This window comes from Limnochorda pilosa (assembly GCF_001544015.1).
GTDB classification, from domain to species: Bacteria; Bacillota; Limnochordia; order Limnochordales; family Limnochordaceae; genus Limnochorda; species Limnochorda pilosa.
In genome coordinates this window covers 2521019-2546727 of sequence record NZ_AP014924.1, presented here as the reverse complement: position 1 = coordinate 2546727, position 25709 = coordinate 2521019, and the positions used below count along the sequence as shown (strand labels likewise).

Sequence of the window (25709 nt, the reverse complement as noted above, 5' to 3'; positions counted from 1 at the left end):
GGCCCATCGGGGCCGAGACCCTGGGACGACGATAAACGCGAGGGGTGACGGCATGCCTGAGATCGGCGTGGCGGTGCTGGCGACGGGCCGGATGGCCCAGATCCACCTGGCCGCCCTGGACGCACTCCGCACGACCAACCGGTTTCGTGAGGACGCTCCGTTCCAGGTGGGGAAGCTCGTGGTCCACGGCCGGAACGAGGAGAAGGCCCGGGCGCTCGCAGCCACCTTCCCCGACGTGCAGGTGCAGATGGACTACGATGCGATCCTGAACGACCCCGGCGTCCACGTGGTCGACAACTGCCTGGTCAATAGCCTTCACTACCCCACGCTTCGCGCGGCGATCGAGGCCGGCAAGCACGTCTACACCGAAAAGCCGCTCACGGCGCATCTGGATGAGGCGAGGCGGCTGCGCGACCAGGCGGTGCAGGCCGGGGTTCACCACGGCATCGTCCAGAACATGCGCTTCCAAGCCGGGCCGGCGCGGGCCAAGGAGATCCTGCAGAGGGGCGAGCTCGGGCGGATCTTCCACGTACGTGCCGTCTTCGGCTACTTCGTCCCCCCCGACCTGGCCAACCGCCCGGCCTGGTTCTACCAGAAGGAAGAGGCCGGCGGCGGCATCGTCCACGACATGATGGCGCACTTCTTCGACCTCCTGGAGTACTGGGTCGCGCCCGTGGAGCAGATCGCGGCCGTCACCGGCACCTTCTTCCCCGAGCGGACGGGTCCGGGGGGCGAGCGATTCCCGGTGGAGGTGGAGGACACGGGGGCGGTCCTGGCCCGGCTGCGGGGAGGCGCCATCGCCGACGTCTTCGCGAGCTGGGTGCGCCGGAAGCACGAGGCCGTTCCCACCTTCCAGATCGACGGGGAGAAGGGGAGCCTCCTTTTCAACTTCCACCGTCTCTGGATCCAGAAGTCCGAAGAGACGCCCCTCTTCCGCTTCGACCCCACCATCGAGCAGGTGAACAACGAGCAGGGCTGGACCGAGCTCCTCCTGGAGCGGGTCAACCCCTTCCAGGAGCAGCTGCGTCAGTTCCTTGAGGGCATCGCCACCCGCAAGCCCGTCCGCCCCGACTGGAACGACGCGGTGCGAACGCAGGAGCTGATCGAGGAGGCGTACGCCCGCACCCTCGGGTGATGGCGGCCGACGGAGGAGGCGCAAGCGATGCACCTGGTGCGGTTGCAGGAGATACCGGGCGAGGAGTTCCCCGCCGGGCGGCGCACCCGGGTCCTGGTGGGGCCCAATGGGCCGCTGGAGGCGGAGCACTTCGTGGAAGGGTACGTCTCCATCCACCCGGGGGGCAAGGTACCCCTGCACGACCATGAGCAGGAGGAGGTCTACCTGGTGCTCTCAGGGCGCGGCGAGATCCAGGTGGGGGACGAGGTGGAGCCCGTCGAGGGGGTCACCGCGATCTACCTGCCGCCGGGGAAGCCGCACGAGCTCAGAAACACCGGGGAGGCGGAGATGGTCATGGTCTTCGTCTACGCGCCCAAAGGCGTGGTCTCCCACTGGGCCCAGGAGCGGGAGGGGGAGCTCTAGCCGGTGGAGGCATCTCGCCCTGTGGCCATGGTGACCGGCGGGGGACGGGGGATCGGGCGCAGCATCGTCCTGGCTCTGGCGGCCCGTGGGTTCGACGTGGCCTTCTGCTTCGCCCGGAACGAAGCGGCCGCCCGGGAGGTGTGCGAGGCCGCGCCGGCGGGGGCCCGGGTCCGGGCCTTTCAAGCTGATGTCGCCCTAAGAGAGGATCGGGCCCGGTTCCTGGACGAGGTGCTCCAGGGGTTCGGCCGCGTCGACCTCCTGGTGAACAACGCCGGCATGGGACCCGTCCAGCGCCGCGACCTCCTGGAGGCCACTGAGGAGAGCTTCGACCGTGTCTTGGCCACCAATCTCAAGGGGCCGTACTTCCTCACCCAGGCGGTGGCCCGGGTGATGCTCCAGCAGCGGGCCGAGCACCCGGACCGGGCGTACCGCATCGTCAACATCGGGTCCATGTCGGCCTACACGGCCTCGGTCAACCGGGGCGAGTACTGCATCAGCAAGGCGGGCATGGGCATGATGACCCGGCTTTACGCCGTGCGCCTGGCCGCGGAAGGGATCGGCGTCTACGAGGTGCGACCCGGCATCATCGCCACTGACATGACCCAGGGCGTGCGGGATCGCTACGAGCCCATCATCGCCTCGGGCCGGGTGCCCATGCGGCGGTGGGGGACACCGGACGACGTCGCCAGGGCCGTGGTCGCCATCGCCCAGGGAGGCCTCCCCTTCTCGACGGGCGAGGTCATCAACGTGGACGGAGGCTTCCACCTGCACGAGCTGTGAGGTTTCGGCCAGGAGGGACCGACGTGCACATCCGCATGGACCTGTCGACGCAGGACCTGAAGGACGACCTCCAACGGTTCTGGGACCGATCCGCCCGCAGCCTGGCCCATCTGGCGGGCTGGGACGACGGGGGCCCGAGCCCGGTGGTCACCGTGGCCGGGCGGTACGTCCCCAAGGCCTGGACCGACTGGACCCGGGGCTTCCTCTACGGGAGCATGCTCCTCCATTTCGAAGCGACGGGTGAACGGGCCCTCTACGACCGGGCTCGCGACGGCATCCGCCGCTCCATGCCCGCGTACGTGACCCACCGGGGCGTGCACGATCACGGGTTCAACGTGATCTCCACGTACGGAGCGCTCCACCGGCTGGCGTTGGCGGGCAGGCTGCCTGCCGGCGAGGACCGCGAGGCCGTCCTGCGGGAAAGCGAGATGGCCCTGAGGGCGTCGGGCGCCGTGCAGGCCATGCGCTGGACACGGCTTCCCGGTCCCGGAGCGCTCTCAGTCGAGACGGCGGACGCGCCCGCGAGTTGGGGACAGCCGGGAGCGAGCCTCCGGGCCGGGTCCGACTTCCCCGCGGGTGAGGACGACCGGCTCGAACGGGGCGGGGCAGGGTACATCCACTCCTTCAACGGCCCGCACTCCCTCTTCATCGACACCATCCGCTCGCTTCGGTCTCTCGCGGTGGCCGACGCTCTGGGGCAAAGACTCCACGACGAGGGAGACCGCGTGGTGGACCTCCTGGGGCGCCTGCTCCAGCACGCCTGGACGTCCGCCCGCTACAACGTCTACTACGGCGAGGGGCGGGACGTGTGGGACGTGCCGGGACGCGTCTGCCACGAGGCCGTCTTCAGCGTGGCGGACGGCAGCTTCCGGGCACCGTCCACCCAGCAGGGGTACTCGCCTTTCACCACCTGGACCCGAGGGTTGGCCTGGGCTATCCTGGGCTTCGCCGAAGAGCTCCAGTGGCTGGCCCGGCTCCCTGAGGAACGGCTGGCACCGTTCGGGGGCAGAGCAGCGGTCCTCGGCTGGATGGAGCGGGCGGCGAGGGTTACGGCGGACTACTACCTCCAGCACAGCTTCGGCGATGGAATTCCCCTTTGGGATACGGGCGCGCCGAACGTCCCGCGGATCGCTGCCTACCCCCATGAAGCCTCGGACCCATGGAACGGCCACGAGCCCGTGGACAGCTCGGCGGCGGCCATCGCCGCCCAGGGGTTCCTCCGGCTGGGGCGGTACCTCGCCGGTGTCGGCGGTCCCAAGAAGCGCGTAGACACCGCCCCCGCGACCGGAGGTCCAGCGGGTGATTCGGGCCAGACCAGCCCGGAGGCGTCGTTCGAGACGGAACCGGAGCGCGGCTCGGCGGGGCACCGGTACTGGCAGGCGGGTCTGACCCTCGCAGCCACCTTGTTCCAGCCGCCCTACCTAAACGGCGACGACGACCACCAGGGGCTCATCCTCCACTCCATCTACCACCGCCCCCGCGGGTGGGACCATCTCCCGGCGGGCTCGGCCATTCCGGCGGGCGAGTCGTCCCTGTGGGGCGACTACCACGCGCGCGAGCTGGCCCTCTACCTCTGGTGCCTGCTCGAGGGCCGGTTCGAGTATGCTTTCTTCGGTCCTGAACCGGGCGAGTGACGTGACTCGCACGGTGTCCCGCAACCGTCCCGAGGCGTGATGACCGCGTCGGGGGTGGGAGGAGGTGGACCGGGGATACGGAAGCCATCAGAGACGACCTCGGGGAAGGCCGACCGCGCAGAACCCCGGCGATCGGTTGGCCGAGCGGGGGCGATCCTCGGAGGCCGGGGGGATGGGCGACATGCGCTGGGTGGTCGGGATCTCGGGGGCTTCGGGGGTGATCTACGGGATCCGGTTCCTGGAGCGGGCCCGTCAGCTGGGCCATGAGACACACCTGGTGATCACCGGGCCGGGACGGCAGACGATTCCCCTCGAGACCGAGTGGACGGTCCGGCAGGTTCAGGCGCTGGCCTCCAGGTCCTATCGGATTCAGGACATCACGGCCCCGCTCGCAAGCGGGTCGTTCCCCACGGACGGGATGGCTGTCATCCCGTGCTCGATTCGCAGCGCCTCGGCCATCGCGCACTCGCTGGACGACAACCTGCTGGTGCGGGCCGCGGACGTTACGCTGAAAGAGCGCCGCCCGCTGGTCCTGGTGGTCCGGGAGAGCCCGCTGCACCTCGGGCACCTGCAGGTCCTCGAGAGGCTGGCTGAGATCGGGGCGATCCTGCTTCCCCCCGTACCGGCCTTCTACACCCGGCCGGAGTCCGTGAACGACCTCATCGATCGTACCGTCGAGCGGGCGATGCAGCTGTTGAACGGACCGGTTCCCGGGGCGTACCGGTGGCAAGGTCCACCGGCTCGCGCGGGGAACCGGGCACGCGGGAGGGACCCGATCGAGCAGGCGGAGCCGTCGACTCCCGAATCACCAGGTGAACGGGGATAGTCAGCGGTTGCCCGTCCTGTTTCGCCGCCAGGCGGGCAGCGCCGCCGCCTGCCTGCTCCTGCCCGGCGGCATGCCGCGCATGCGTCATGAACTGCAGAAGCCGCTCGCCTGCGGCCCTTCCCAGCTCGTGAAGGGGGACGCGCACGGTGCTCAAGGGCGGGTCCAGATAGGAGGCGAGGCGGATGTCGCCAAAGCCTACGATTGAGATGTCCTGAGGGATCCGTAGACCTGCCAGGCGGGTTGCCCGCATCGCCCCTACCGCCGTAAGGTCATTGCCGCAGAAGACGGCCGTCGGTACAGGAGCGCGGTCCAACAAGCTCTGCATGGCTTGAAAGCCGCCGTCGGCGCTGAAGTCGCCCGGGACCACCCAGTGCTCCCGGACGGAGAGACCTCCGGCCTTCATGGCCAACCGAAAGCCCTCCAGGCGGTCCTGCCCCGTAAGGTGGTCGCGGGGCCCCGTAATGTGGGCAACCCGCCGGTGGCCCAGCCGGATCAGATGTTGCGTGGCCTCGATCGCTCCCGCCACATCCTCGACCACGACGGCGGGGGCGGGCAGGAAGCTGCGTCCCGCGACCACGACCGGCACCCCATCGCCCTGCAGCGCCGCCACGCGTGCGGCCAGCTCCGGGTGGTGAGCGACACCGGCGCCGGCGAGGATGAGGCCGTCGATCCCCTTTTCCCGCAAGACGCTGACGTAGCGCAGCTCCGTCGCTGGCTCTCGGTCGCTGTTTCCCAGGATGACTGTGTACCCGGCGGCCCAGGCCGCTTCCTCGACACCCTTCGCGAAGTCGTGGAAGTACGAGTTGGTGATGTCGGGGACCACCAACCCAATGGTGTGCGAGGAGCGGGTTACCAGGCCCCGCGCCAACCCGTTCGGATAATAGTCCAGTTTACGCGCCGCCTCGACCACCCGCTCGCGTGTGGCGGCGCTTACGGTACCCTTGCCGTTTAGGGCCAGCGACGCAGTTGCCGCGGACACTCCCGCGAGACGGGCGACGTCGCGCAAGGTGACTGGCATGGGCGGCCTCCTGCTCCTACGGCGGTCCGGTTTCGCGGTGTCCCGTCTGGCTTGCCGTCTGGCGAGGCGGGGGCTCTCCGACGATAGGCGTTTCGGGTTGCCTCCACCAAAAAGATATCAGACCCGGCAGGATTGTGCAACCCTGCCTCGTATTGGGGAAGTGAGACGTTTTAGGTTCGAAGGGAGGGTCTCGTGTCCGGCAACGATCCCGATAAAATGCCGTAAATACAGGGTTTCATGTCTTGCATGGTCCGAGGAAATCGGAGGAGGAGGGTATTCATGCTAAAAGGTTTTATCCACCGTCTGCATCCGGCGTTCCCCTCTCTCTGGATGACCGTCGCCCTTCTCATGGCGCTGACCGTTGGCGCTGTTCAAGGATCGGCCGCTGGGGCCCGTTCTCAGTTGATCACGGTGGCCAGCGGACCGCTCGGTGGCGCCTACTACCCGGTTGGCGTGGGCATCGGTGAGATGGTCAAGAAGTACGTACCCGGGCTTGAGTCTCGGGTGGAGGTGACCGGCGGCACGGTCGAGAACCCCGCGCTGCTGCAGCAGGGCGATGCGGAGATCGGAATCGCCAACGCGCACATCGCCTACTTCGCGTACCATGGGATGAAGCCATTCCCCGCCGAATTCAGCGACCTGAGAGGACTGTTCATTGGCCTGGCGCCCGGAGCGGCTCAGTACGTCGTCATGGCAGACTCCGGCATCCGCTCGATCCGGGACCTCAAGGGCAAACGGGTGGCCGTGGGACCTCCAGGCAACAGCTCTTTCCTGGTGTTCGAAAACGTCCTCGACTACTTCGGTCTCTCGATCAAGGACGTCCGGCCGAGCTACATCTCCTTTGCAGAGGGGGTCAGCGCCCTTCTGGACGGCCACGTGGACATGGCCATCGTGCAGGCGGGCATCCCCTCGCCGGCCGTTCAAGAGGCCTTTGCCGGGACCAAGAAGATCCAGCTCATGAGTCTGACCGAAGAGGAGCGAAACGGCTTCCTGGAGCAGTACCCCTACTTCTCCGGCATCGACATCACCTCTCAGTATTACCCGCAGCTCACGGCGACCGTCCGAACGATCGCCACCAGCAACATGGTGATGGTCACGAGTCGCATGGATGAGGAAACCGTCTACCAGATCACCGCCGCGATCTTCGACCACCTGGATGAATTCTACCAGGTGCATCCGGTGGCGCGCTGGGTCACCTTGGAGGATGCCGCCAAGACCCCGATCCCGCTCCACCCCGGCGCGGCCCGGTACTTCCGAGAGAAGGGCGTGCTTGAGCAGTAGAACTCGGGCATGGCTTTACCCTGGGGCGCCGTGGCAGCAAGCCCGCGGCGCTCCAGGCAAGGACCGGGATCGGGATGGCAAGTGCTCCAGGCCCTATCCTGCAGCGATGCTCCCGGGCCGAGGCGCCCGGTGAACAGGAGTGTGGCAGCATGGCAGCCAGCCAAGATCCAAAGCTCGCAGGCGTTGAAGCCCAAAGTCTTCGCACCGATGTGATCCCCGATCCCGATCAACCCCCAGATCGCGGCGGCCTCTGGGGCCATGTAGCCACGGCACTGGCAGTCTTCGCCGGGCTGCTTCACCTGTACACGGGGTTGTTTGGGGTCTTTTCGGCCTCGGTGCAGAGGGCCGCCCACTGGGGGTTGCTGGCGGCGCTCGTCTTCTTCATCTATCCCGCTCGCCGCCAGCGAAAGACCGGCGTCACCGTTTTCGATCTCGTGCTGGTCGCCGGCGTGGCCGTGGCCACGATCTACCTGCTGGCCAACTGGCAAAACCGGCTCCTTAGGGTCTTCATGCCAAGCCCGCAGGAGCTGGTGATGGGCACCATGATGATCGTGATCACCCTAGAGGCGGCCAGGCGGACCGCGGGCTGGTTCTTGAGCCTGACGGCGCTGATCTTCCTGGTCTACGCCCAGTTGGGGCCGTACTTGCCGGGTATCCTGCGTCACCGGGGGTACTCGCTCTCACGAGTGGTCTCATTCCTGTACTCCACCACTGAGGGCATCTTCGGGACGCCCATCGGCATCTCCGCTACCTTCATCATCCTGTTCATCCTATTCGGCGCGTTCCTCAACGAGTCCGGGGGCGGGAAGTTCTTCATCGACCTGGCCTATGCCGTTGCCGGCCGCTTCCGGGGAGGCGCGGCCAAGACCTCGGTGATCAGCAGCGCGCTGATGGGGACCATCTCCGGCTCACCCATCGCCAACGCCGTCACCACCGGTACCTTCACGATCCCGCTGATGAGACGCAACGGCTATCCCAACCACGTGGCCTGTGCCGTCGAGGCGGCCGCCTCCACCGGCGGCATGATCATGCCGCCGGTGATGGGTGCAGCAGCGTTCATCATGGCCGAGTACCTGCGCGTGACGTACACCGACGTGGCGATCGCGGCGGCCATCCCGGCCGTGCTGTACTTCGTTGCCGTCTTCTTGATGGTCGACTTCGAGGCTCAGAGGCGGGGGATCGTGAGTCTCCCGTCCGAGAGCCTGCCGGACGTGCGCAAGACCCTGAGACAAGGGGGTCACCTGCTCATCCCCCTGGCGGCCCTGATCTACTTTCTGCTCGATCGCTGGTCGCCCATGAAGGCGGTCGTGTGGTCGACGCTGATCCTCGTCGCCGTCTCGTGGCTCCGCCGCGAGACTCGCCTGGACCTGCCGAGGGTCCTGAGGGCACTGGACACGGGGGTGCGGAACGCCGCTCCGGTCGCTACCGCCTGCGCGGCGGCTGGCATCATCCTTGGTATCGTGAGCATGACAGGGTTGGGTGTGACCTTCTCCAGCTCGCTGCTCGAGCTTTCTCGGGGCAACCTGCTGCTCGCTCTGGTGATCACCATGGTAGCCTCCCTGATTCTCGGCATGGGGCTGCCGGCCACAGCGGTCTACCTCGTGCTGGCGACGCTGGCCGCCCCTGCTCTGGAGTCCATGGGCGTGCAGCCGATAGCCGCCCACATGTTCGTCTTCTACTTCGGGATCATCAGCACCATCACGCCTCCAGTAGCCCTTACCGCGTACGCAGCTGCAGGCATCGGCGGTGCCAATCCCGCCCGGGTCGGCTGGAGCGCTTTCGGTCTCGGCATCGTCGGCTACATCGTTCCCTTCATGTTCGTCTACTCGCCGAGCCTGCTGATGGTCGGAACGACCTGGAAGATCCTGGGGTCCGTGGTCACCGCGCTACTCGGTGTCTACTGCATCGCGGCCTCCGTGACCGGATACCTGAAGGGGCGCATTGGGGTCGTCGCCCGCACGGCGCTCTTCATCGCCGGGCTCTTTCTGATCCGCCCCGGCCTGGTGACGGACGCCGTCGGCATCGGTCTTCTTGCACTGGCCTGGCTCATCGGGGACCGGTTTGGGCCGGGACAGGCGGTTGCCGGAGGGCCGTCGCGCTGAGGAGCGACAGGGTGCACGCGCGATGGGGTAGAGACGTGATCTCATAGACCGTAGCCGTGGAGGAGGATTCGCACGACATGGCCCAGTCCGAAGAGATGCGCCTGGAGGAGATCCTGAAGATCCAGGTTCCCCAGGAGAGAGTCGAGCGGCTGAGAGAGTGGACGCGTCCCGATGTGCCGCCCGGTACCCCTGACGAGGTGATCGACTACCTCCTGCGCCAGCAAGCGCAGTTCGTCAACATTCAATACCGTCGTTTCCTCGCCGGTATCAAGGTGAGGCAAGAGGACATCCACGAGCTCATGATCGGGTCGATCGACATCCACGCCCATGGTGGCTCGGAGCCTTTCGAGCGGCTGATGCTGGAGGACGAGCTGGCCATCGACTGTACCAGGGCGGGGATGCGGGCGGTGGTGATCAAGACCTGGTACACCCCGTCGGCCTCCCGGAACGCCCTGGTCCAGCGGGCGGTGGATCGCTGGGCCGAAGAGCATGAGATGACCCCGGTCAAGGTCTTTGGGGGCGTCACCCTCAACCGGTCGGTCGGTGGGCTCAACCCGGAGGCGGTCAAGCGCTGCCTGGGGTTTCCTGGAATGAAGTACGTCTGGCTGCCCATGGTCGACTCGTACCATCACCGGCGGGTCGTCTACGACGACCTGAGCGGTGATGGGCTGCGGATTGTCGACGAGCACTACCGGGTGCTGCCGGAACTCGAGGAGATCCTTCGCATCTGCGCGGACAACGACCTGATCCTCGCCTCCGGTCACTACCCCTACGAGGAGACCAAGGCCGTCATGGAGGAGGCCAAACGGCTGGGGGTCCGGCGTCTCGAGGTGATCCACCCGGCGCACATCCACTCCAAGCACAGCCTGGACCAGATGAAGGAGGTGGCTCGAGAGGGTGTCAAGCTGATGCTGTCCGGCTTGGGGGCCCTGGCCTTTCCGCTGCACGAGAGCGGGCCGGTGTACGCCGCGCGGATCGTTCAGGAAGTAGGCGCCGACAACCTGGTCTACGGCTCCGACTTCGGCCAGATCCACAACCCGCCCCACGTGGCGGCCAACCGCTGGATGATCCAGATGCTGCTGGCCTATGGCGTTTCCAAGGAGGACGTGCGCAAGGTGTTTCAGACGACCCCGGCCCGGCACTTGGGCCTGGAGGCATAGGCCCGGGCCGACCTGGGTCCGGACGATTCGAGAAGAGAGGAGACGACGAAGGTGAGCGACCTGAAGAATCCCGCCAGGTGGTCCGGCGTGTTTCCGGCAACGCTGTTGCCGTTCAACGACGACTACAGCATCGACGAGGAGGAGTTCACGCGCTACCTCCAGTGGCTGGTCTCCCACGAGGGGATCTCCGGGGTGGTGGTGAACGGCCACACGGGCGAGATCACCTCCCTCAACAACGCCGAGCGGGCGCGGGTGATCGAACTGGCGGTCGAGGCGGTCGGAGACAAGGTGCCGGTGGTCAGCGGCGTCTTGGCCGAGGGGACGCTGGACGCCATCGACCAGGCGAAGGCGGCCAAGAGGGCAGGAGCCAGCGGCATCCTGCTGATGCCCCCGCACCACTGGCTGCGCTTCGGCAAGGGGAAGGGGATGGCCCAGCGCTTTTTCGCCGACGTGGGTGAGGCGTCGGGGCTCGCGATCATCGTGCACCAGTACCCGGCGTGGTCCAAGGCCGGCTACTCCCTGGAGGAGCTCCTCGACATGGCCGCCCAGCCCCACGTGGTGGCCATCAAGATGGGCACCCGGGAGATGGCCCGGTACAACCACGATTTCCGGGTGCTGAAGCAGCGGCATCCGGACGTGACCATCCTCACCTGCCACGACGAGTACCTGCTGCCCACGCTGGTGGAGGGTGCCGACGGGGCGCTCATCGGGTTCGCAGGCTTCGTGCCGGACCTCATGGTCGCCCTGGTGGCCGCGGTCCGGGACATGGACCTGCGGCGCGCCAAGACCGTCCAGGACGAGATCTATCCGCTGGGCCGCCTGGTCTACCGATTTGGTGAGCCTTCGGGTAACGCCCACCAGCGGATGAAGTACGCCATGTACCTCTTGGGGCGGCTCCGCTCGCCGCTGATGCGGCCCCCGCTCGTCCCGCTCTCGGATGAGGACATTGCCCGCATCCGGCAGGATCTTGCCGAATCCGGCCTGCGCGGGCAACTCAGGGTCGTATGACGGCCATGTGGCCGCAACGCCGACCCGGCAGCCCGAGGCCGTCTACGGGGGCGCCCGATCTCCGCTCGTACCTGGAGGAGCTCAGCAGGCGCTATCCGGAGGAGTTGCGCACGGTTCAAAAGGCGGTCGATCCCGGGTGGGAAGTGACCGCGGTCGCGGTGGCGCTCGAACGCGTGGGGCGCCGCCCGGCCCTTCTCTTCAAGCGGGTGGATGGGACCCCCTATCCGGTGGTGACCAACCTGTTCGCCAGTCGAAGGCGCATGGCCTTGGCACTCGGTGTGGAGGAGCGGGAGCTGAGCGCCGCGTTCCGGGCGAGAGAGGCCCGGCTCGTCGATCCGGAGCTGGTCGATGGGCAAGACGCCCCAGTCCGGCAGGTGGTGGCGACCGGAGAGGAGGTCACGCTCCGGGGGCTGCCCCGGATCTCCCACAACGAGAAGGACTCGGGGCCCTACATCACCAGCGGCGCGATGGTGGTGAAGGACCCGGACACCGGGATCCGCAACATCGGGATCTACCGGCACAAGATCCACGACGATCGCAGGTTGGGCATTCACCTGGCCGAGACCAGCCACGCCTGGTTGATCTACCAGAAGTACCGGGACCGGGGCGAGACCATGCCGGTGGCCATCACCGTAGGTCACCACCCGGCCTTCTACCTGGGCGTGCTCAGCTTCGTGCCCTTCGGGACCGACGAGTACTCGGTGGTCGGGGCGCTGATGGAGCGGCCGCTGCGCCTGGTGCGCGCGGCGACTGTACCCCTGGAGGTACCCGCCGACGCCGAGTTCGTGATCGAGGGCTACGTTCCGCCCGAGGAGCGGGCGGACGAGGGGCCTTTCGGTGAGTACGGCGGCACGTACGGAAAGGTGCTCCGCAACCCGGTGATCCACGTGACCGGGATGATGCGCCGCGCCGATCCCGTCTACCTGGACGTCGTCTCCGGATACCCGGACCACCAGCTTCTGGGTGGGACCCCGAGGCTGTCGTTCATTCACCGCATGGCGTCCGTGGCGTCCCCCGGGGTCCGGGAGGTGTTCATGCCGCCGTCGGCCTACTGCCGGTTGGCCTGCTACGTCTCCATGCGGAAGCGGGTAGAGGGGGAACCCAAGAACGTGGCGTGCGCCGTGCTTGCCGCCGACCCGTTCATCCGCTACGTTATCGTAGTGGACGAGGATGTCGACGTCTTCGACGAAAGGGCGGTGCTGGAGGCGGTCTACCGCAACGTTCGCGCGGAGTCGGACGTTTTCTCCGTCCCTGGGGCCAAAGGCCACCCCCTGGACCCGCTGGTGGAGTCCGGTGGAGCCAAGGGCATGCAGGTGACCAAGATCGGCATCGACGCCACCCGGCCTGTCGATGCCGCGGCGGAGAAGGCTCGACCGGCGGGTCTGGAGCGGGTCGATCTGCGGGCGATGGAACTGGACTCATAGGCGGCGGCAAGACGGGGTCACAGACAGAGAGCGGCCGTAGGAGCGGCGGCTGCCATGGGGCCTCCCGTTGGACCGGCTCCCAGTTGGGGAGTCGCCGCCGCGGAACGGAACAGCGCGCCTGGAGAGTCGAGGTCCATGGGCTCCTCCGGCCTCTCGGGGGCGGGGAAGACCATCATCGCCAGGGCCGTGGAGGTCGCCCTCCGGGCTCGGGGCGCCGGGCTCAGACGTAGATCATCTTCACCGTCATGCCGCCGTCGACCACCAGGACCTGGCCGGTGACGAAGGAGGCCTCCTCCGAGGCCAGGTAGAGGCAGGCCGCAGCCACGTCCTCGGGACGGCCGACGCGGCCGGCGGGGTGCTGGGCGTGGTCTTCCGGGCGGAGCGCCTCCTGCCTTGCCAGGTCCGAACGCTTCCAGGCGCTCACGTCGATCCAGCCCGGCAGGATGGCGTTCACCCGCACCTCGGGCCCCAGGCTGACGGCCAGGGCGTGGGTGAGCCCCAGCAGCCCCGCCTTGGAGGCGGCGTAGCTCTCGGTGTTCGGCTCGGACATGAGCGCCCGGGTGGAGGCGATGTGGATCACCGAGGGGCTCCGGCCCTTTCGGAGCAGCGCCAGCCCGTACCGGGTACAGAAGAACGCCCCCCGCAGGTTGACGTTCAGGACCCGGTCCCACTCGGCCACGGAGAGCTCCTCTGGAGGACGGGCGACCATGACGCCGGCATTGTTCACCAGGACGTCCAGATGCCCCTCGTGGGCGGCCACATCGGCCATGAGAGCCTCCACGCCGGCCGGGTCACTCACGTCGCATCGCACGCAGCGGGCCCGGCCCCCCTGAGCCTCGATCCATTCCACCTGCTCCTGGGCCGCCCGCTCGTCCACGTCGGCCACCACCACCTGGGCCCCGGACTCGGCGAAGGTCCGCCCGATCGCCCTCCCGATGCCCTGGCCGCCCCCGGTGACCAGCACGACCTCACCCGCGAAGTCCGCGTGCAGATGGCCCATGCTTCATCGCCTCCCGGTGGGGAGTTGACCTCGGGACGGGGAAGTCCTCCTGGGGACCCCCGGCGGGCCGGCGCCGCGTGGGCCCGCCGCATCCAGATGGTTCCTAAACGTCACGAGGCCTCTCTGGCACCCCGAGACCCCCTGGGCGCCTGCATCCATGGAGGCGTTCGCCAGACGGGGGCGGGGACCCTGGAGAGGAGACGGGCGCGTGTGGGGGGCTGCAGCGCTTCTACAGGTTTTCCTGGACGAAACCGCCGGCGCGCCCATCCACCAAGGACTGCCAGGACGCGGCGGCAGACCTGGCGACCCACCGACGGCTCACGTGAGGGCGGATACGGTCATGAAGCACCTGTTCGTGTGATGCTCCCCTGCGCGGAGATGGTCCGCCTCTTCCAGTAGGGCGCTGCAGCCCCGCGTATCTTCATCCTCTCGCTGAAGGCGGGCGGGACGGGGCTCACCCTCACCCGGGCGAGCTGCGTGATCCATTACGACCGCTGGTGGAAGCCGGCCGTGGAGGATCAGGCCACGGACCGGGCGTACCGCATCCGCCAGCGCCAGCGGGTGCTGGTGTACAAGCTGGTCGCCTCCGGCACACCAGGTGCTGGCCGACAAGCGGGAGCTGGCCCAGCAGGCCCTGGGGCGCCGGTGGCGACCGGTGGATCACCCAGCTCTCGGACCGGGAGGCGGCTTGGGGGATAGAGCAGCGACAGGGTATGACAGCGCAGGTAGCGTCAAGAAGCGGGGTCCGGTATACTTAAGGAGAGGCGTGTCGGTCGACCGGCTTCACCTGGCAGCGCATCACGAAGAACGCGGGCGAAGGGGGGCGGCGTGGTGGATCAAGACGCATGGATCCACATGGACCCTCGACTCGAGCAATCCGGGCTCTGGCTGGGTTTCCACAACCAGCTCATTGTCACCATGGCACACCACCTGGCACAGGCCCTGCGGCCCCGCTACCTGGTACAGACGGAGGAACGGGTCTACGTAACGCGGGACGCCGCCGTGGAAGCCGTTCGCCGTCCTGACGTGAGCGTTGCGGCCGTGTCGCGGGAGGGCGCTCCCGTGGTGGAAGAGCCGGCGCCGGCCCGCCGGCGCGTGGCCACCCCGGTGCTGGCCGCCATCGGTATGCGCGACGAGGTCAAGGAGTGGTACCTCCAGGTCCGATCGCTCACGGGTGAGCTCGTCACCGTCGTGGAGGTGCTCTCGCCGAACAACAAGCGCGCGGGGCATGAGGGTCGGCAGGAGTACCTCACGAAGCGGGACGAGTACCTCTCGGCCCGCGTGAACTTGGTGGAGATCGATCTGCTGTTGAGTGGCGAGCGCATGCCGCTGGCCAGTCCCTGGCCCGAGGGGGATCGGTTCGTGCTCGTCCGTCGCGCCTTCATCCCTGGACAGGCCGAGATCTACGGCGTGCACGCAGACCAGCCGCTTCCGGCCTTCCGCTTCCCTCTGCGTGAACCCGATCCCGACCACGTGCTCGACCTCCAAGAGATCTTCGAGGAGACGTGGACGCGGGGCGCGTTCGACCTTCTCGTGGAGAACGCGCGCCAGGACATGTCCTGACCCCGGGGGACTCGAGCCGGCGGGTCTCCTCCACCCCCACCCCCAGGGGCAAGCACCCGCGCCGGTTGCCCAGCGGGAACAGACCCCACGACAGCCCGAACGGAGCCGTCCGTCCCCCCATCACTGCCGCGCCGTCACGCAAACGGGTGCTTCATCACCGCATCGGTCTTCCTCCACTGAGCCAGGTGGGTGTAGAGCTGCGTCGTGTGCAGTGAGGCGTGCCCCGCCAGCTCCTGAAGCATCCGGAGGTCCACACCCGCTTCCATCAGGAAGGTGAGGCAGGTGTAGCGCAGGGTGTGCACCGTCACCCGCTTGCCGATTCCGGCGTGCTTCCGGATCTCGCGGAACAGCCGGCGGACGCCGCCAGCACTCAGCGGCCGCCCGCGCGTGTTGAGGAACACCGCGGCCCCGGGCCCAGTCGAGGCCTCAGAGGCGTTGCGGGCCAGGCGGGGGCGCTCTTCCTCCAGGTACCGGCGGAGCTGGGCCACGGTCGTCGGTGTGACGGGGACCACCCGGTCCTTCTCTCCCTTGCCCAGGAAGGTCGCGGTGTTCCGGTCCAGGTCCAGGTGCTCCAGGCGGAGGCGGGCGACCTCGCCCACGCGGCAACCCGTCTGGACCAGGAGCTGGATGAGGGCCCGGTCGCGCTGGGGGTAGGGGGAGACCTTCTCCGATGCCGCCAGTAGCCGCTCCACCTCGGCGACGGAGAGGACGGACGGCACCCGCCGGGCCGTCTTGGGGTGGCGGACCCCAAGGGTGGGGTCGTGGGAGATCTGCCAGCGTTCGTCCTCCGCGAGGAACCGGAAGAAGGAGCGCAGGCACGCCAGGTGCCGGCTTGCCGACGAGCTCTTGAGCCCCCGCTCGGCCGCCAGGTGGACCAGGTACGCCCGCACGTCCGGGCGGCCGATGTCTTCAGGGTCGAGCAGCTCCGGGTCGGCCCCCTGCAGGGCCAGGAATCGGGTGAAGCTCCTAAGGTCGCGCCGGTACGCCGTCGCCGTATTGCGGCTGAAGGAGCGCTCCATGCGGATGTGGACCAGGAAGTCCGCGATGGCGCGCCCCAGCGTTCTTCGCATACGGGGACGCGCCGTATGGCCTCGTGCCGGGCTTCGTCTGCTGCGCGCGCGAGCCTTCTTGACGGGCGGGGCGCCTCGCCCGCCGCTGGCCGGCCGCTTGCGCTGCGTGCTCCGGCCCGGGTGGGGTGCAGCCCCGCGTGGATCCGATGGGGACAGGAAAACCGCCTCCTGGCCCCCTGCGGGCAGGCCGTCACGTGGAAGACGGCACCTCTTGGTTTCGGCTGACCGCCGAGGACTCCTTCCCTGTCTCCGTGCAAGAGCCCCGACCGCTTCCTCCCGGTCCCGAGCGTTCGCATCGTGCCCCGATTCGCAAGGCCCCGCATTGGTAGCGACTTCCAGCATCCGACGACGTCAGGCTGAGCCGAGCGGCCGTACCGGTGGGATTATCCGCGAGGATCGACGCCGACGATACAAACACATGTTTGCATCCTCGGCTGCGGCTGTCTATGCTGAGATCAAGTTGAGTTTTGATGGAAGCTCGCGCCAGGATCGCAGAACGAGTGGGGAGGCGGCTGCCATGTCCATCGGCGAGGATCGGCTCTTTGCGGCGGTGGTCGCGGAGTTCCCTCTGGACTTCGTGAAGCTCTTCGTCCCGCGGTGGGTTCCGCTCCACGAGACCATGCAGGTGGAGCTGCTGGACGTCCATTCCTTCCCGGACCTGGCCCCGCTGGAGCCTGGCTATGCCGAGGTGGTGATGAGGCTCTGCTCGACCGACCCCAGAGGCGACGATCTGGTGGTCTACGTGGGGATCCAGTCGCAGCCCAGGAGCCCCCTGCACGTACGCATGCTCGGCTGGTGCGCGCGCCTCGACTTCTTCTACGGCCTGCGCGTCCTGCCCGTCGTCGTCTTCACAGGAGACGGTTCCTTCGACGACACCGGAGTCTATGACGTCCGGGTCGACGGCGGGCGCCTGTGCGGGCTGCGGCTCCGGTACCACACGATCCATCTGAGAAGGCTCGACTGGCGCCGCTTCCGGCGGCATCGGAACCCGGTGGCCGCCGCCTTCATGGCCCGCATGAGGCGGGCGCCGGACGAGAGCGTCGAGGTGAAGCTCCAGTGCCTGCGGAGCATGTTGCGCCTCGCTCTGACCGACGACCAGGCCGCACTCCTCTGGGGCTTCGTCGACACGTGCGTACCCTTGGGCGAGGAGGAGACCCAACGCTACCACCAACTTCAGGAGGGTTGGCCCATGAAAGAACGCGAGCAAGCGGACCGCATCATGGGCAGCATCGAGCGGAAGGGTTGGGAGAGGGGGATCGAGGAAGGCCGCCAAGAAGGCATGCTGTCGGTTCTCCTGCGCCAGGTCCAGAACAAGCTTGGCGACGTCCCTGCAGAGGACCGAGCGCGGCTGGAAGCGTTGTCGGGTGATCAACTCGAACAGCTCAGCCTTGAGATCTTCCGGGTGACTTCCTACCACGAGTGGCGCGCGCGGGTGGACGCGCTGGCCAAGTGAACGGGCAATGAAGACCAACCCTGCCGGGCCCCCATCCTGGATCCGGCCAGACCCGCGTCCGAGCACGCAGGTGCGGGGCCGGCGGTTTCCGTCATGTACGTTGAAAGAACGGCTTGGGCCATTGGCTCCAAAGCCCCTCGGGAGGGTGCTCCATGGCCATCGACCATGATCGTCTCTTCAAGGTGGTGCTCTCCGAGTTCCCGTTGGAGTTCCTGGGCCTCTTCGTGCGGTCGCTTCTCCGCCGAAACGCGATCACACGAGTTGAACCGGTAGACACGCAGCTCTTCTCGGACCTTCCCGGAGGAGAGCGGCGTCACGCGGATCTGGTACTCAAGCTTGAGTCTGAGGATCCGGAACGCGGGCCGGGCCTTGTCCACGTGGAGATCCAGTCGCAACCGCAGAGCACCTTCGCCCAGCGCATGTTCGCCTATTCTTTCCGCCTACATGAGAAGTACTGGCTTCCCGTCTTTCCCATCGCCCTCTTCACGTACCCTCGGAGCGGCGGCGAACGAAGCCTGTACGATGCCCGGATGATGGGGCCGAGGCTGTGCGGGCCGCTCCTGCCCTACTACACCATCCACCTCCAAGGGCTGGACTGGCACCGCTTCCGACGCAAGCGGAACCCCGTGGCCGCAGCCCTCATGGCCCGGATGAGGAGGCGGTCGGGCGAGGCGGTGGAGGTGAAGCTCCAGTGCCTGCGGAGCATGCTGCGCCTCCACCTGACGGACGACCAGGCCGCGCTCCTCTGGGGCTTCGTGGACACCTACGTGCCACTGGATGCGGAGGAAGTCCGTCGGTATAATCAGATACGGGAGGGATGGCCCATGGCGGTGCAGCAGGAAGCCGACCGCATCATGAGCAGTGTTGAGCGGAAGGGTTGGGAGCGAGGGCTGGAGCGCGGCCGACACGAGGAAGTGGTGCGCCTTCTTCTGCGCCACCTGAGGGCTCGGTTCGGCGACGTCGCCACCGAGGACCTCGGCCAGCTCGATGCCCTGACGGCCGACCAGTTGGAGGATTTGAGCCTCGAGATCTACCGGACGGGCAGCTATGAGGAGTGGCGCAAGCGCTTGGACGCCCTGGGCCAGGGAGCAGGAGAGGAGAGCTGAATCCTTCACGTCTTCCGCCCTGGGTGAACCTCGATGAGCGCCATCCTGACCGGCTTCCTCCCCGCGGGTCGTTGACTGTGAAGAGAATGCGACCCGCATGGCTCGCTCATGACGGACCAATCATCCTGATGTAGGTGAGCCGTCCAGCTGTCCCGTGCCTCGTAGGTCCATGGGCAAGATGGTCTGCTGTGGCTCTTGGCGTGCGCTGGCGGCGGATCCGCGCCGAGAAACCTCTGCCTGCGGCCATATGGCGCCCGAGACGGAAAGGGACCTTATCGTGCAACGGCAACGGGTGGACGCTGGGCCTCCGTGGGCTAAAGTCGCCCATCCACCCGTCGATACCCTGAGTAGGTGCCCGCGTGTCGTGCCCACTTGTGCGGACGGGGAGCACCGGATCGCATGGATGCGATCCAGACTACGGCCTCAAGGAGGGGCTAGCGGGTGAGGATCAACAACAACGTCAGTGCGTTGAACTCCTGGCGGAACCTCTACGTCAACGACCAGGGTTTAACGAAGAGTATGGAGAAACTGTCGTCCGGATTTCGGATCAACCGAGCCGGCGACGACGCCGCGGGTCTGGCAATCTCCGAAAAGATGCGCAGCCAGATTCGGGGCCTCAACATGGCTGCGAAGAACGCACAGGACGGAATCTCGCTCATTCAGACGGCCGAAGGCGCGCTGAACGAGACCCACTCCATGCTCCACCGAATCAGAGAGCTCGCCGTCCAGTCGGCGAACGACACCAATACCGATTCAGACAGGGCCCAGTTGCAGCTCGAGGTTGACGCGCTCCTGGCGGAGATCACCCGAATCGGCACCGACACCGAGTTCAACTCGAAGAAACTGCTTAACGGATCGGCGACCGGCCTCGCGTTCCAGATCGGAGCCAACGCGAATCAGTACGTCACGCTGTCGATCGGTACGATGACTGCCACGGGCCTGGGCATCAATGCCGTGAGCATCGGCAGCGGGTTCTCTGCGGCCAGCCTCCCAGCGGTACTCTCGCTGGTAGATGCGGCGATCGGCAGCGTCTCCAGCCAGCGAGCCCAGCTCGGTGCCCTGCAGAACCGGTTCGAGCACAGCGTCAACTTCCTGCAGATCGCGTCCGAGAACCTCACCGCGGCGGAGTCCCGTATCCGTGACGCGGACATCGCCCAGGAGATGACCGGCTTCGTCAAGCACCAGATTCTGACGCAGGCGTCCACGGCAATGCTGGCACAGGCGAACGCGAAACCACAGACGGTGCTGCAGCTCCTTGGATAGCCTGGACTGAAAGGGGCAGGGGCTTCTCGGAGCGACCGAGGAGCCCCTCGCCTTATCACCGCCAGACGCTAGTGGACCCATTGCCGGGAGGTGATCTTCTTTGGAAGTCCGTATCGGTGAACAGGTGATGGAGCCTGTTCAGAACGTCGAGCACCTCTTGGCCATGGCGAGGCGCCTCACTCCCGAAGGGGCGTTCGTACGTCGCGTCTACGTGGATGGGGTCTCTTACGAGGATTTGGCCTCGCTCAGCCATATTGACTGGGAGACCGTGCAGCACGTTCGCGTGGAATACGCATCGACGGAGCCTTTCTTGGCCGAAGTCGGCAGATCCGTCGCCGAGTACGCGAACCGGGTGCTGGAAGCCTTGCCCCGAATCGTCGCGCTTCTTCGCGTGGAAGGAGTCTCCATCGCCGAGACTGGCTTGCTTGAGCTTCTGGACGGGATCAGCTGGCTCGTAGAGGCGCGTACACTGTCCCAGGCACTCGCGGCGACAAGCAATCTTGGGTTGCAGGGGGGGCGGCGCCTGCCCCTCGAGGGAGAGTTGGAGCACACGGAGCTCGACTCCGCCTCGTTTCTTGAGAAGCTGTTCTCGGCCATGAAGTCGGGTGATCGGGACTGGGTTGCGGACCTCCTCGAGAACGACCTGGTCGACTTGCTCGAAACGTGGAGCTATCGTCCGACGGCCAGTTGAGCCGCGGAATGTCCGCTTTCGTGCATCAGAGCTCTGGAGTTCTCACGTGGGGTGGTCAACAGTCTTGAGCGCGACGGCGAGAGAGACCAGATCTCCGCTTTTCGAGGTGTTCCCCTCCCGCGCAGGTGTCCCGACCCTCCGATGCACTCTGGACGGCGATCGGTATTGGATCCATAGCAGGCTTGACCCCCTGGGTGAGGCCGATATCCTCGCGGACCGATGGTGGGAGGGGCCGGCTTTTTACGTTGTGCTGGGGTTGGGTCTCGGTTACCATGTATCGCAGCTTCTTGCACGTATGCCCGCAGAGCGAGGCGAAATCCTGGTCGTCGAGCCGAGCGCCGAAGTTTTCGAGATTGCGAAGTCCAGCGGTACGCTTGACCCACTGATCCGTTCGGAGCAGGTTCAGATCGCCGTCGGTAACCCGGACGCGCTCCTGGCCTCGCTCGCACGGAGACCGATCGATGTGAGAGGAGAACCGCTGAAGATCCGGGTGCATCATGTGTTGCAGCGGCTCTTCCCGGAGCAGTACGCGGAATACCTTAGGCTCATCCGCGCGGAGGTCAACCGGCAGGCTGTGAACGCCTTTACCATGGTCTTTTGGGACGCAACGTGGCTGAGCAACACCTTGGCCAACCTGCCGTACGTACTTGAGCACCCTCCGCTCGATGTTCTGGAGGGCCGCTTCAAGGGCTATCCCGCCTTCATCGTTGCCGCGGGGCCCTCCCTGGACAAGAACGTTGGTGAGCTCCGGCGGGCGAGTGGCAAAGCACTCATTATCGCCGTAGGGACTGCCGTGCGGAGCCTCCTCCAGGCACAGGTGACCCCAGACCTTGTAGTCACCGTTGATGGAAGCGCCAAGAACCACCTTCACCTCAAGGACCTCGATCTAGGCGGAGTTCCAGTCGTTTTCGACCCTATGGTCTTTCCGGCGATCCTCACGCACCACAGAGGCAGGAAGTTCAGTGTCAAGACGAACAATCCTGTCTACGAGTGGCTCGGCCCGGTTGTCCCACCGGTGACTTCGGTGAAGGCCGGCGGTTCCGTCGCCACGGTTGCTCTAGAGATCGCGGTGAGGTTGGGCTGTAATCCTCTCGTCTTGGTGGGACAAGACCTTGCATACACTGTGGAGGGCAGGACTCACGCGCAGGACAGTATCTACGGCGGGACACGCCTCGACCTGAGGCAGCCAGGCACGAGCTACTTCCAGGTTCCAGCCAACGACGGCGGCGAGGCTTGGACCTCGCGCTCACTCTACTCGTTCCTCGCCTGGTTTGAGCGGTACATCATGAATTCACCTTCCGACAAGACGTTTATCAACGCGACCGAGGGTGGAGCTCGCATCGCTGGCACGCTTGTCGCGACCCTCGCGGAAACCATCGACGCTCACTGCACGCAGAGCGTGGACGCGCCCGCGGTGATCAATACAGCACATGACGGCTGGGAGCCACCGGGCGAATTCGAGACGGTGTGGGAGTTCTTGCGGGAAGCGGTTGCCAACCTGAGGAGGATGGAGCAGGATACGGCTGAGGCCGCCGAGGTCAGCCAGCGGCTGAGCGATCTTGCCCGGCAAGGCCAATTCTCCAGTAAACCCGCGAACCGGATGGTCAAGCGATTGGGTACGATCGACAAGAACCTACGAGAGCGGGATCGCGCCCTCCACCCCTTGGTGTTCGGGGCAGCCTACCGCGTCGTGACCCAGACTCTGCGCACCTCACCAGAAGTTCAGGGGCTCATCCGAAGTGGTGCCGCGGGCGGGGACGGAAGAGAGGCGAGTGCAGAAGCGATCCTATCTGTCCTGAGTCAGTCTCACGACCTGTACCAGGGGCTTCACGACGCCACGGAAAGAACGAGGAAGGTCGTGGAGATGGCGCTTTCGAAGATCCCATCTGCCCGCTGAACCTGTTTCGGTTGAGTAGGATCAACGCGTAGGGCGAGCCGGCACGCCAACCACGGTGACTCCTGCGGGGACGTCGGAGATGACTGCCGCCCCTGCGCCCACCACTGCGCGTGCACCGATTCGTACGCCGGGAATGACGCTGGCGCCGATGCCGACATGGGCTTCCCGCTCCACCTTGACCGTGCCCGCCAGGTGCACCCCGGGAGAGATGTGGCCGTACTCTCCGATCTCGCAGTCGTGGTCGATGGTAGCGCCTGTGTTGAGTATGGCGTGCGGCCCGATTCGAGATCCTGCATGGACCACCGCGTGGTGCATGACGATTGAGCCCGGTTCCACGCTAGCGGTAGGGGAGACATAGGCCGACGGCGCTAGCACGGTCGCGAAGCGAATCGGAATCCCGGCAAAGCGTTCAACCACCGATCGGCGCTCGCGGTTGTCACCCAGAGTGACAATGACGGACCACTCGGGGTGCGCCTGGAGGATCGTCGGAAGCGTGTCGATCGCCCCCAGGATTGAAGCTCCCGTCCAGGGCGCCTCAGTCGCGTGGTCGTCCAAGAACCCTGCGATGTGCCACCCGGCTGCCGAAGCAGCATCGGCCACCGCACGACCGTGGCCGCCTGCACCGAGGAGCAACAAGGAGTGCCGGTCCCCCATCGATCTCTCCGTCCTTCACAGTCAGTAGGTGATCACTTTCCGACGCAGCTCTGGACCCAGCGGGACACGCTCCAGAGTCTCGACGATCCGCTCGGCAGCGTGACCATCCCCGTACGGGTTCCGAAGATGGTTCAGACTTTCGCGGAAGGCCGGATCTCCAACGGCTCGTCGGAGGGCCCTTTCAATCGCGCTGACCTCGCAAGCTGTCTCGAGAACGTTGCTTGTTCGCTCGCGGCCGTGCTGCCGGTCGCCCACCAGAACGTACGGTACCCGCAGGCTCGCCCCCTCAATGATGCCGCTGCTCGTATTCCCCACCAGGGATGCAGCGTGGCGCATCAAGCTAAGGAAGACGTTTCGCGGAAGGCTAACGAGAAGGTGGTGAGCGTCCGTCAGAGACCACCTTCGGAGCTCTTCAGCGAGAGCCCGGCCGCCGGCGTCACTGTTCGGCCCCAAGGCCACCACAGGCAGTCCCACGCGGTCCAGGGCGGCCAGGACGGTGCGCAGCTCTTCCACCGCCCGCTCGGGGAAGGTGGAGATGGGATGATGGACCAGGAGGACGTAGGGGTCGGGGAGCGGAAACCCAAGGTAGTCAGTCAGATCCTTCCTGCCAAGGCTCGCGGAACTCTCGAGGTCGTCGAGACCGGGCGCTCCCACCGTCCAAACGTACTCGGGGCGCTCACCCAGACGAAGCACCCGCTCGCGGCTCGCTTCCGTTGCGGTGAAGTGGAGATGGGCAAGCTTCGTCACCGCGTGGCGCATGTACTCGTCCAATCCCCCGGCGGTCCGCTCGCCGCCATGGATGTGGCCAACGATTCGTCCACTCAGGCTGGCGGCGGTCGCGGCCGCAAAGGCCTCCACCCGGTCTCCAAGAACGAGTACGATGTCGGGGTCGAGTATTTCGAAGATCTGCGCCATGCCGTAAATGCCGACGCCAACCCCCTTTGCCATCGCCGGCACATCGTCGCTGCTGAAGAGCATGTCCACCTCGGCGTCCACCGGAAAGCCATCTTGACGGATCAGGTCCACGGTGTGCCCAAACTCCGCGGCCAGATGCATTCCGGTGGCCACCACCTGCAGCCGCAGTTTGGGCGAGGTTTGGACCCTGCGCATGATGGGCACGAGCAAGCCGTACTCGGCACGGGTACCGGTCACAATGCACACTGAGCGGACCTCGTTCATGACGGCCTCAGATCTTCCCATGCGAGTACGGTGCCGGCCGGCAGGTCTCGGGCAACGCGCATGCCCACCACTCTTCCGATGTGGCGGGGAGCGATCCCGTTTCCCGGGCGCTGGACCGCGAGGTGCGTGGTCTCGATTCGCTCACCGGCGGCCAGGGAAACCTTCAGGACGACACTCTTCCGGGCGGCAAGCCGTACATCTTCCTCGACAGGGTGGGGGTACTTCACCGACGATCCCAGGGCCGACTCGATCCGGCGGACGGCGTTCACCATCTCCTGAAAGTCTTCGGGCTGGAGGGATGCAGCGTGATCAGGCCCTGGCAGGGTACGATCAAGGGTCAGGTGTTTCTCGAGGATGCAGGCGCCGAGTGCGGTAACGGCGACGGGAACCTCGATTCCCAGGCTGTGGTCCGAGTAGCCGGTTGGCAGGCCGAACGCTTGACGCAACGTCTCCATGGCCCGTAGGTTCAGTGCATCGTAGGGAGCAGGGTAGGCCGAGGTGCAGTGCAGAAGAGCAACCGGTGGGTTGCCCGCCACGCGAAACCATTCGAGGGCGTCTTCCACCTCGCCCAGGGTAGCCATCCCGGTAGAGAGGATCACGGGAAGCCCCCGGGAGGCGACGTGCTTGAGTAGCGGCATGTTGGTCAGGTCACCGGAGCCGATCTTGTAGGCCGGGACCGGGATTGTTGCAAGGAAGTCGGTACTCTCTTCATCGAAAGGAGTGGAGAGAAAGAGAATGCCGCGCTCCTGCGCGTGGCGGGCAAGCTCGCGAAAGGCGCCATCATTCAGCTCGAGGGACTTGAGCATCTCCGCCTGCGATTGCTCCCGATTGGCTTGCGTCACCTGGTAGCGTGCCTTCGGGGCCGCAGAGGAGACCATCCTCTCGGTTCTGAAAGTCTGGAACTTCACGGCGTCGGCTCCGGCGTCCGCCGCCGCATCGACGAGGCGGTGAGCCAAGTCGAGGCTCCCGTTGTGGTTGACGCCCGCCTCGGCAATGATGAACACTGGCTCACCTGGACCGATTCGACGAGCACTGATCTGGAACCCCATGGATGTCCTCCGCC

21 protein-coding genes and 2 pseudogenes are annotated in these 25709 nt (G+C 66.4%); 17 read left to right on the top strand and 6 right to left on the bottom strand.

Annotated features, from left to right (window positions below; all coding sequences use genetic code 11):
- The first annotated feature begins 52 nt into the window (after positions 1-52).
- The 5 genes and pseudogenes from LIP_RS11180 to LIP_RS19605 form a co-directional block, all read left to right on the top strand.
- The gene (locus LIP_RS11180) at positions 53-1135 is read left to right on the top strand and encodes a Gfo/Idh/MocA family protein (protein ID WP_068138294.1); all 1083 of its coding nucleotides are present in this window, start codon (positions 53-55) and stop codon (positions 1133-1135) included.
- Between the two features lie 27 nt (positions 1136-1162).
- Entirely contained in the window at positions 1163-1537 is a 375-nt protein-coding gene (locus LIP_RS11175; RefSeq protein WP_068138291.1) for a dimethylsulfonioproprionate lyase family protein, read from the top strand.
- 3 nt (positions 1538-1540) lie between these two features.
- Positions 1541-2317, top strand: coding sequence for a 3-ketoacyl-ACP reductase (locus tag LIP_RS11170; protein ID WP_144440455.1), 777 nt, complete (start codon positions 1541-1543; stop codon positions 2315-2317).
- Between the two features lie 23 nt (positions 2318-2340).
- Positions 2341-3951, top strand: coding sequence for a hypothetical protein (locus tag LIP_RS11165; RefSeq protein WP_068138288.1), 1611 nt, complete (start codon positions 2341-2343; stop codon positions 3949-3951).
- Between the two features lie 181 nt (positions 3952-4132).
- A pseudogene (locus LIP_RS19605) lies at positions 4133-4684 on the top strand (UbiX family flavin prenyltransferase); the annotation flags it as partial.
- On the opposite strand, the gene LIP_RS11155 reads toward LIP_RS19605, so the two are convergent.
- Positions 4611-5795 (bottom strand): LacI family DNA-binding transcriptional regulator, encoded by a 1185-nt coding sequence (locus LIP_RS11155; protein WP_068138285.1) that lies wholly within the window; start codon positions 5793-5795, stop codon positions 4611-4613. The pseudogene LIP_RS19605 and the gene LIP_RS11155 overlap by 74 nt on opposite strands.
- A gap of 237 nt (positions 5796-6032) precedes the next feature.
- Between LIP_RS11155 and LIP_RS11150 the strand changes: the two genes are divergently transcribed.
- The 5 genes from LIP_RS11150 (at position 6033) to LIP_RS11130 (ending at position 12770) form a co-directional block, all read left to right on the top strand.
- Positions 6033-7076, top strand: coding sequence for a TAXI family TRAP transporter solute-binding subunit (locus LIP_RS11150; RefSeq protein WP_082726222.1), 1044 nt, complete (start codon positions 6033-6035; stop codon positions 7074-7076).
- Positions 7077-7225: 149 nt separating this feature from the next.
- A complete protein-coding gene (locus tag LIP_RS11145; RefSeq protein ID WP_158509660.1) occupies positions 7226-9178 on the top strand; it encodes a TRAP transporter permease in 1953 nt (650 codons plus the stop codon).
- Positions 9179-9255: 77 nt separating this feature from the next.
- Positions 9256-10338, top strand: coding sequence for a DUF6282 family protein (locus tag LIP_RS11140; protein ID WP_068138272.1), 1083 nt, complete (start codon positions 9256-9258; stop codon positions 10336-10338).
- Between the two features lie 51 nt (positions 10339-10389).
- Entirely contained in the window at positions 10390-11346 is a 957-nt protein-coding gene (locus LIP_RS11135; RefSeq protein ID WP_198409509.1) for a dihydrodipicolinate synthase family protein, read from the top strand.
- Entirely contained in the window at positions 11343-12770 is a 1428-nt protein-coding gene (locus tag LIP_RS11130; protein ID WP_082726220.1) for a UbiD family decarboxylase, read from the top strand. The genes LIP_RS11135 and LIP_RS11130 overlap by 4 nt, the downstream gene beginning before the upstream one ends.
- Before the next feature lie 220 nt (positions 12771-12990).
- Here LIP_RS11130 and LIP_RS11125 read toward each other — a convergent pair whose 3' ends face one another.
- The gene (locus LIP_RS11125; protein WP_068138265.1) at positions 12991-13770 is read right to left on the bottom strand and encodes an SDR family NAD(P)-dependent oxidoreductase; all 780 of its coding nucleotides are present in this window, start codon (positions 13768-13770) and stop codon (positions 12991-12993) included.
- A gap of 411 nt (positions 13771-14181) precedes the next feature.
- Between LIP_RS11125 and LIP_RS20595 the strand changes: the two are divergent.
- Both LIP_RS20595 and LIP_RS11120 read left to right on the top strand, forming a co-directional pair.
- Positions 14182-14364, top strand: a pseudogene (locus LIP_RS20595) (helicase-related protein); the annotation flags it as partial.
- Positions 14365-14601: 237 nt separating this feature from the next.
- Positions 14602-15333 (top strand): DUF4058 family protein, encoded by a 732-nt coding sequence (locus tag LIP_RS11120; RefSeq protein ID WP_144440454.1) that lies wholly within the window; start codon positions 14602-14604, stop codon positions 15331-15333.
- 134 nt (positions 15334-15467) lie between these two features.
- On the opposite strand, the gene LIP_RS11115 is transcribed toward LIP_RS11120, so the two are convergent.
- The gene (locus tag LIP_RS11115; RefSeq protein WP_068138258.1) at positions 15468-16403 is read right to left on the bottom strand and encodes a tyrosine-type recombinase/integrase; all 936 of its coding nucleotides are present in this window, start codon (positions 16401-16403) and stop codon (positions 15468-15470) included.
- 517 nt (positions 16404-16920) lie between these two features.
- Between LIP_RS11115 and LIP_RS18980 the strand changes: the two genes are divergently transcribed.
- The 5 genes from LIP_RS18980 (at position 16921) to LIP_RS11090 (ending at position 22813) form a co-directional block, all read left to right on the top strand.
- The gene (locus tag LIP_RS18980; RefSeq protein ID WP_068138256.1) at positions 16921-17856 is read left to right on the top strand and encodes a DUF4351 domain-containing protein; all 936 of its coding nucleotides are present in this window, start codon (positions 16921-16923) and stop codon (positions 17854-17856) included.
- Between the two features lie 152 nt (positions 17857-18008).
- Complete coding sequence (locus tag LIP_RS11105; protein WP_068138252.1) at positions 18009-18962, top strand: DUF4351 domain-containing protein; 954 nt, start codon at positions 18009-18011, stop codon at positions 18960-18962.
- 441 nt (positions 18963-19403) lie between these two features.
- Complete coding sequence (locus LIP_RS11100) at positions 19404-20225, top strand: flagellin N-terminal helical domain-containing protein (RefSeq protein WP_068138249.1); 822 nt, start codon at positions 19404-19406, stop codon at positions 20223-20225.
- Between the two features lie 100 nt (positions 20226-20325).
- Positions 20326-20916 carry a hypothetical protein gene (locus tag LIP_RS11095; protein WP_068138238.1) on the top strand — a complete coding sequence of 197 codons (591 nt, stop codon included), beginning with the start codon at positions 20326-20328 and terminating at the stop codon, positions 20914-20916.
- A 64-nt stretch (positions 20917-20980) separates the two neighbouring features.
- Positions 20981-22813, top strand: a complete 1833-nt coding sequence (locus tag LIP_RS11090) for a motility associated factor glycosyltransferase family protein (protein WP_068138236.1) — start codon at positions 20981-20983, stop codon at positions 22811-22813.
- A 21-nt stretch (positions 22814-22834) separates the two neighbouring features.
- Here LIP_RS11090 and LIP_RS11085 read toward each other — a convergent pair whose 3' ends face one another.
- From LIP_RS11085 to neuB, 3 genes are read right to left on the bottom strand one after another with little or no spacing between them, the layout of a single operon-like run.
- Complete coding sequence (locus tag LIP_RS11085; RefSeq protein WP_158509659.1) at positions 22835-23449, bottom strand: NeuD/PglB/VioB family sugar acetyltransferase; 615 nt, start codon at positions 23447-23449, stop codon at positions 22835-22837.
- Between the two features lie 39 nt (positions 23450-23488).
- Complete coding sequence (neuC, locus tag LIP_RS11080; RefSeq protein ID WP_068138230.1) at positions 23489-24646, bottom strand: UDP-N-acetylglucosamine 2-epimerase; 1158 nt, start codon at positions 24644-24646, stop codon at positions 23489-23491.
- Positions 24643-25695, bottom strand: coding sequence for an N-acetylneuraminate synthase (gene neuB, locus LIP_RS11075; RefSeq protein WP_068138208.1), 1053 nt, complete (start codon positions 25693-25695; stop codon positions 24643-24645). Before neuB ends, neuC begins: the two co-directional genes overlap by 4 nt.
- Between the last annotated feature and the right edge of the window lie 14 nt (positions 25696-25709).

Coding starts and splice junctions, on each gene's coding strand:
- LIP_RS11150 (WP_082726222.1), top strand. CDS start 6,033: ATGTCTTGCATGGTCCGAGGAAATCGGAGGAGGAGGGTATTCATGCTA.
- neuB (WP_068138208.1), bottom strand. CDS start 25,695: ATGGGGTTCCAGATCAGTGCTCGTCGAATCGGTCCAGGTGAGCCAGTG.
- LIP_RS18980 (WP_068138256.1), top strand. CDS start 16,921: ATGTCCATCGGCGAGGATCGGCTCTTTGCGGCGGTGGTCGCGGAGTTC.
- LIP_RS11130 (WP_082726220.1), top strand. CDS start 11,343: ATGACGGCCATGTGGCCGCAACGCCGACCCGGCAGCCCGAGGCCGTCT.
- LIP_RS11115 (WP_068138258.1), bottom strand. CDS start 16,403: ATGCGAAGAACGCTGGGGCGCGCCATCGCGGACTTCCTGGTCCACATC.
- LIP_RS11105 (WP_068138252.1), top strand. CDS start 18,009: ATGGCCATCGACCATGATCGTCTCTTCAAGGTGGTGCTCTCCGAGTTC.
- LIP_RS11175 (WP_068138291.1), top strand. CDS start 1,163: ATGCACCTGGTGCGGTTGCAGGAGATACCGGGCGAGGAGTTCCCCGCC.
- LIP_RS11140 (WP_068138272.1), top strand. CDS start 9,256: ATGGCCCAGTCCGAAGAGATGCGCCTGGAGGAGATCCTGAAGATCCAG.
- LIP_RS11155 (WP_068138285.1), bottom strand. CDS start 5,795: ATGCCAGTCACCTTGCGCGACGTCGCCCGTCTCGCGGGAGTGTCCGCG.
- LIP_RS11180 (WP_068138294.1), top strand. CDS start 53: ATGCCTGAGATCGGCGTGGCGGTGCTGGCGACGGGCCGGATGGCCCAG.
- neuC (WP_068138230.1), bottom strand. CDS start 24,646: ATGAACGAGGTCCGCTCAGTGTGCATTGTGACCGGTACCCGTGCCGAG.
- LIP_RS11125 (WP_068138265.1), bottom strand. CDS start 13,770: ATGGGCCATCTGCACGCGGACTTCGCGGGTGAGGTCGTGCTGGTCACC.
- LIP_RS11145 (WP_158509660.1), top strand. CDS start 7,226: ATGGCAGCCAGCCAAGATCCAAAGCTCGCAGGCGTTGAAGCCCAAAGT.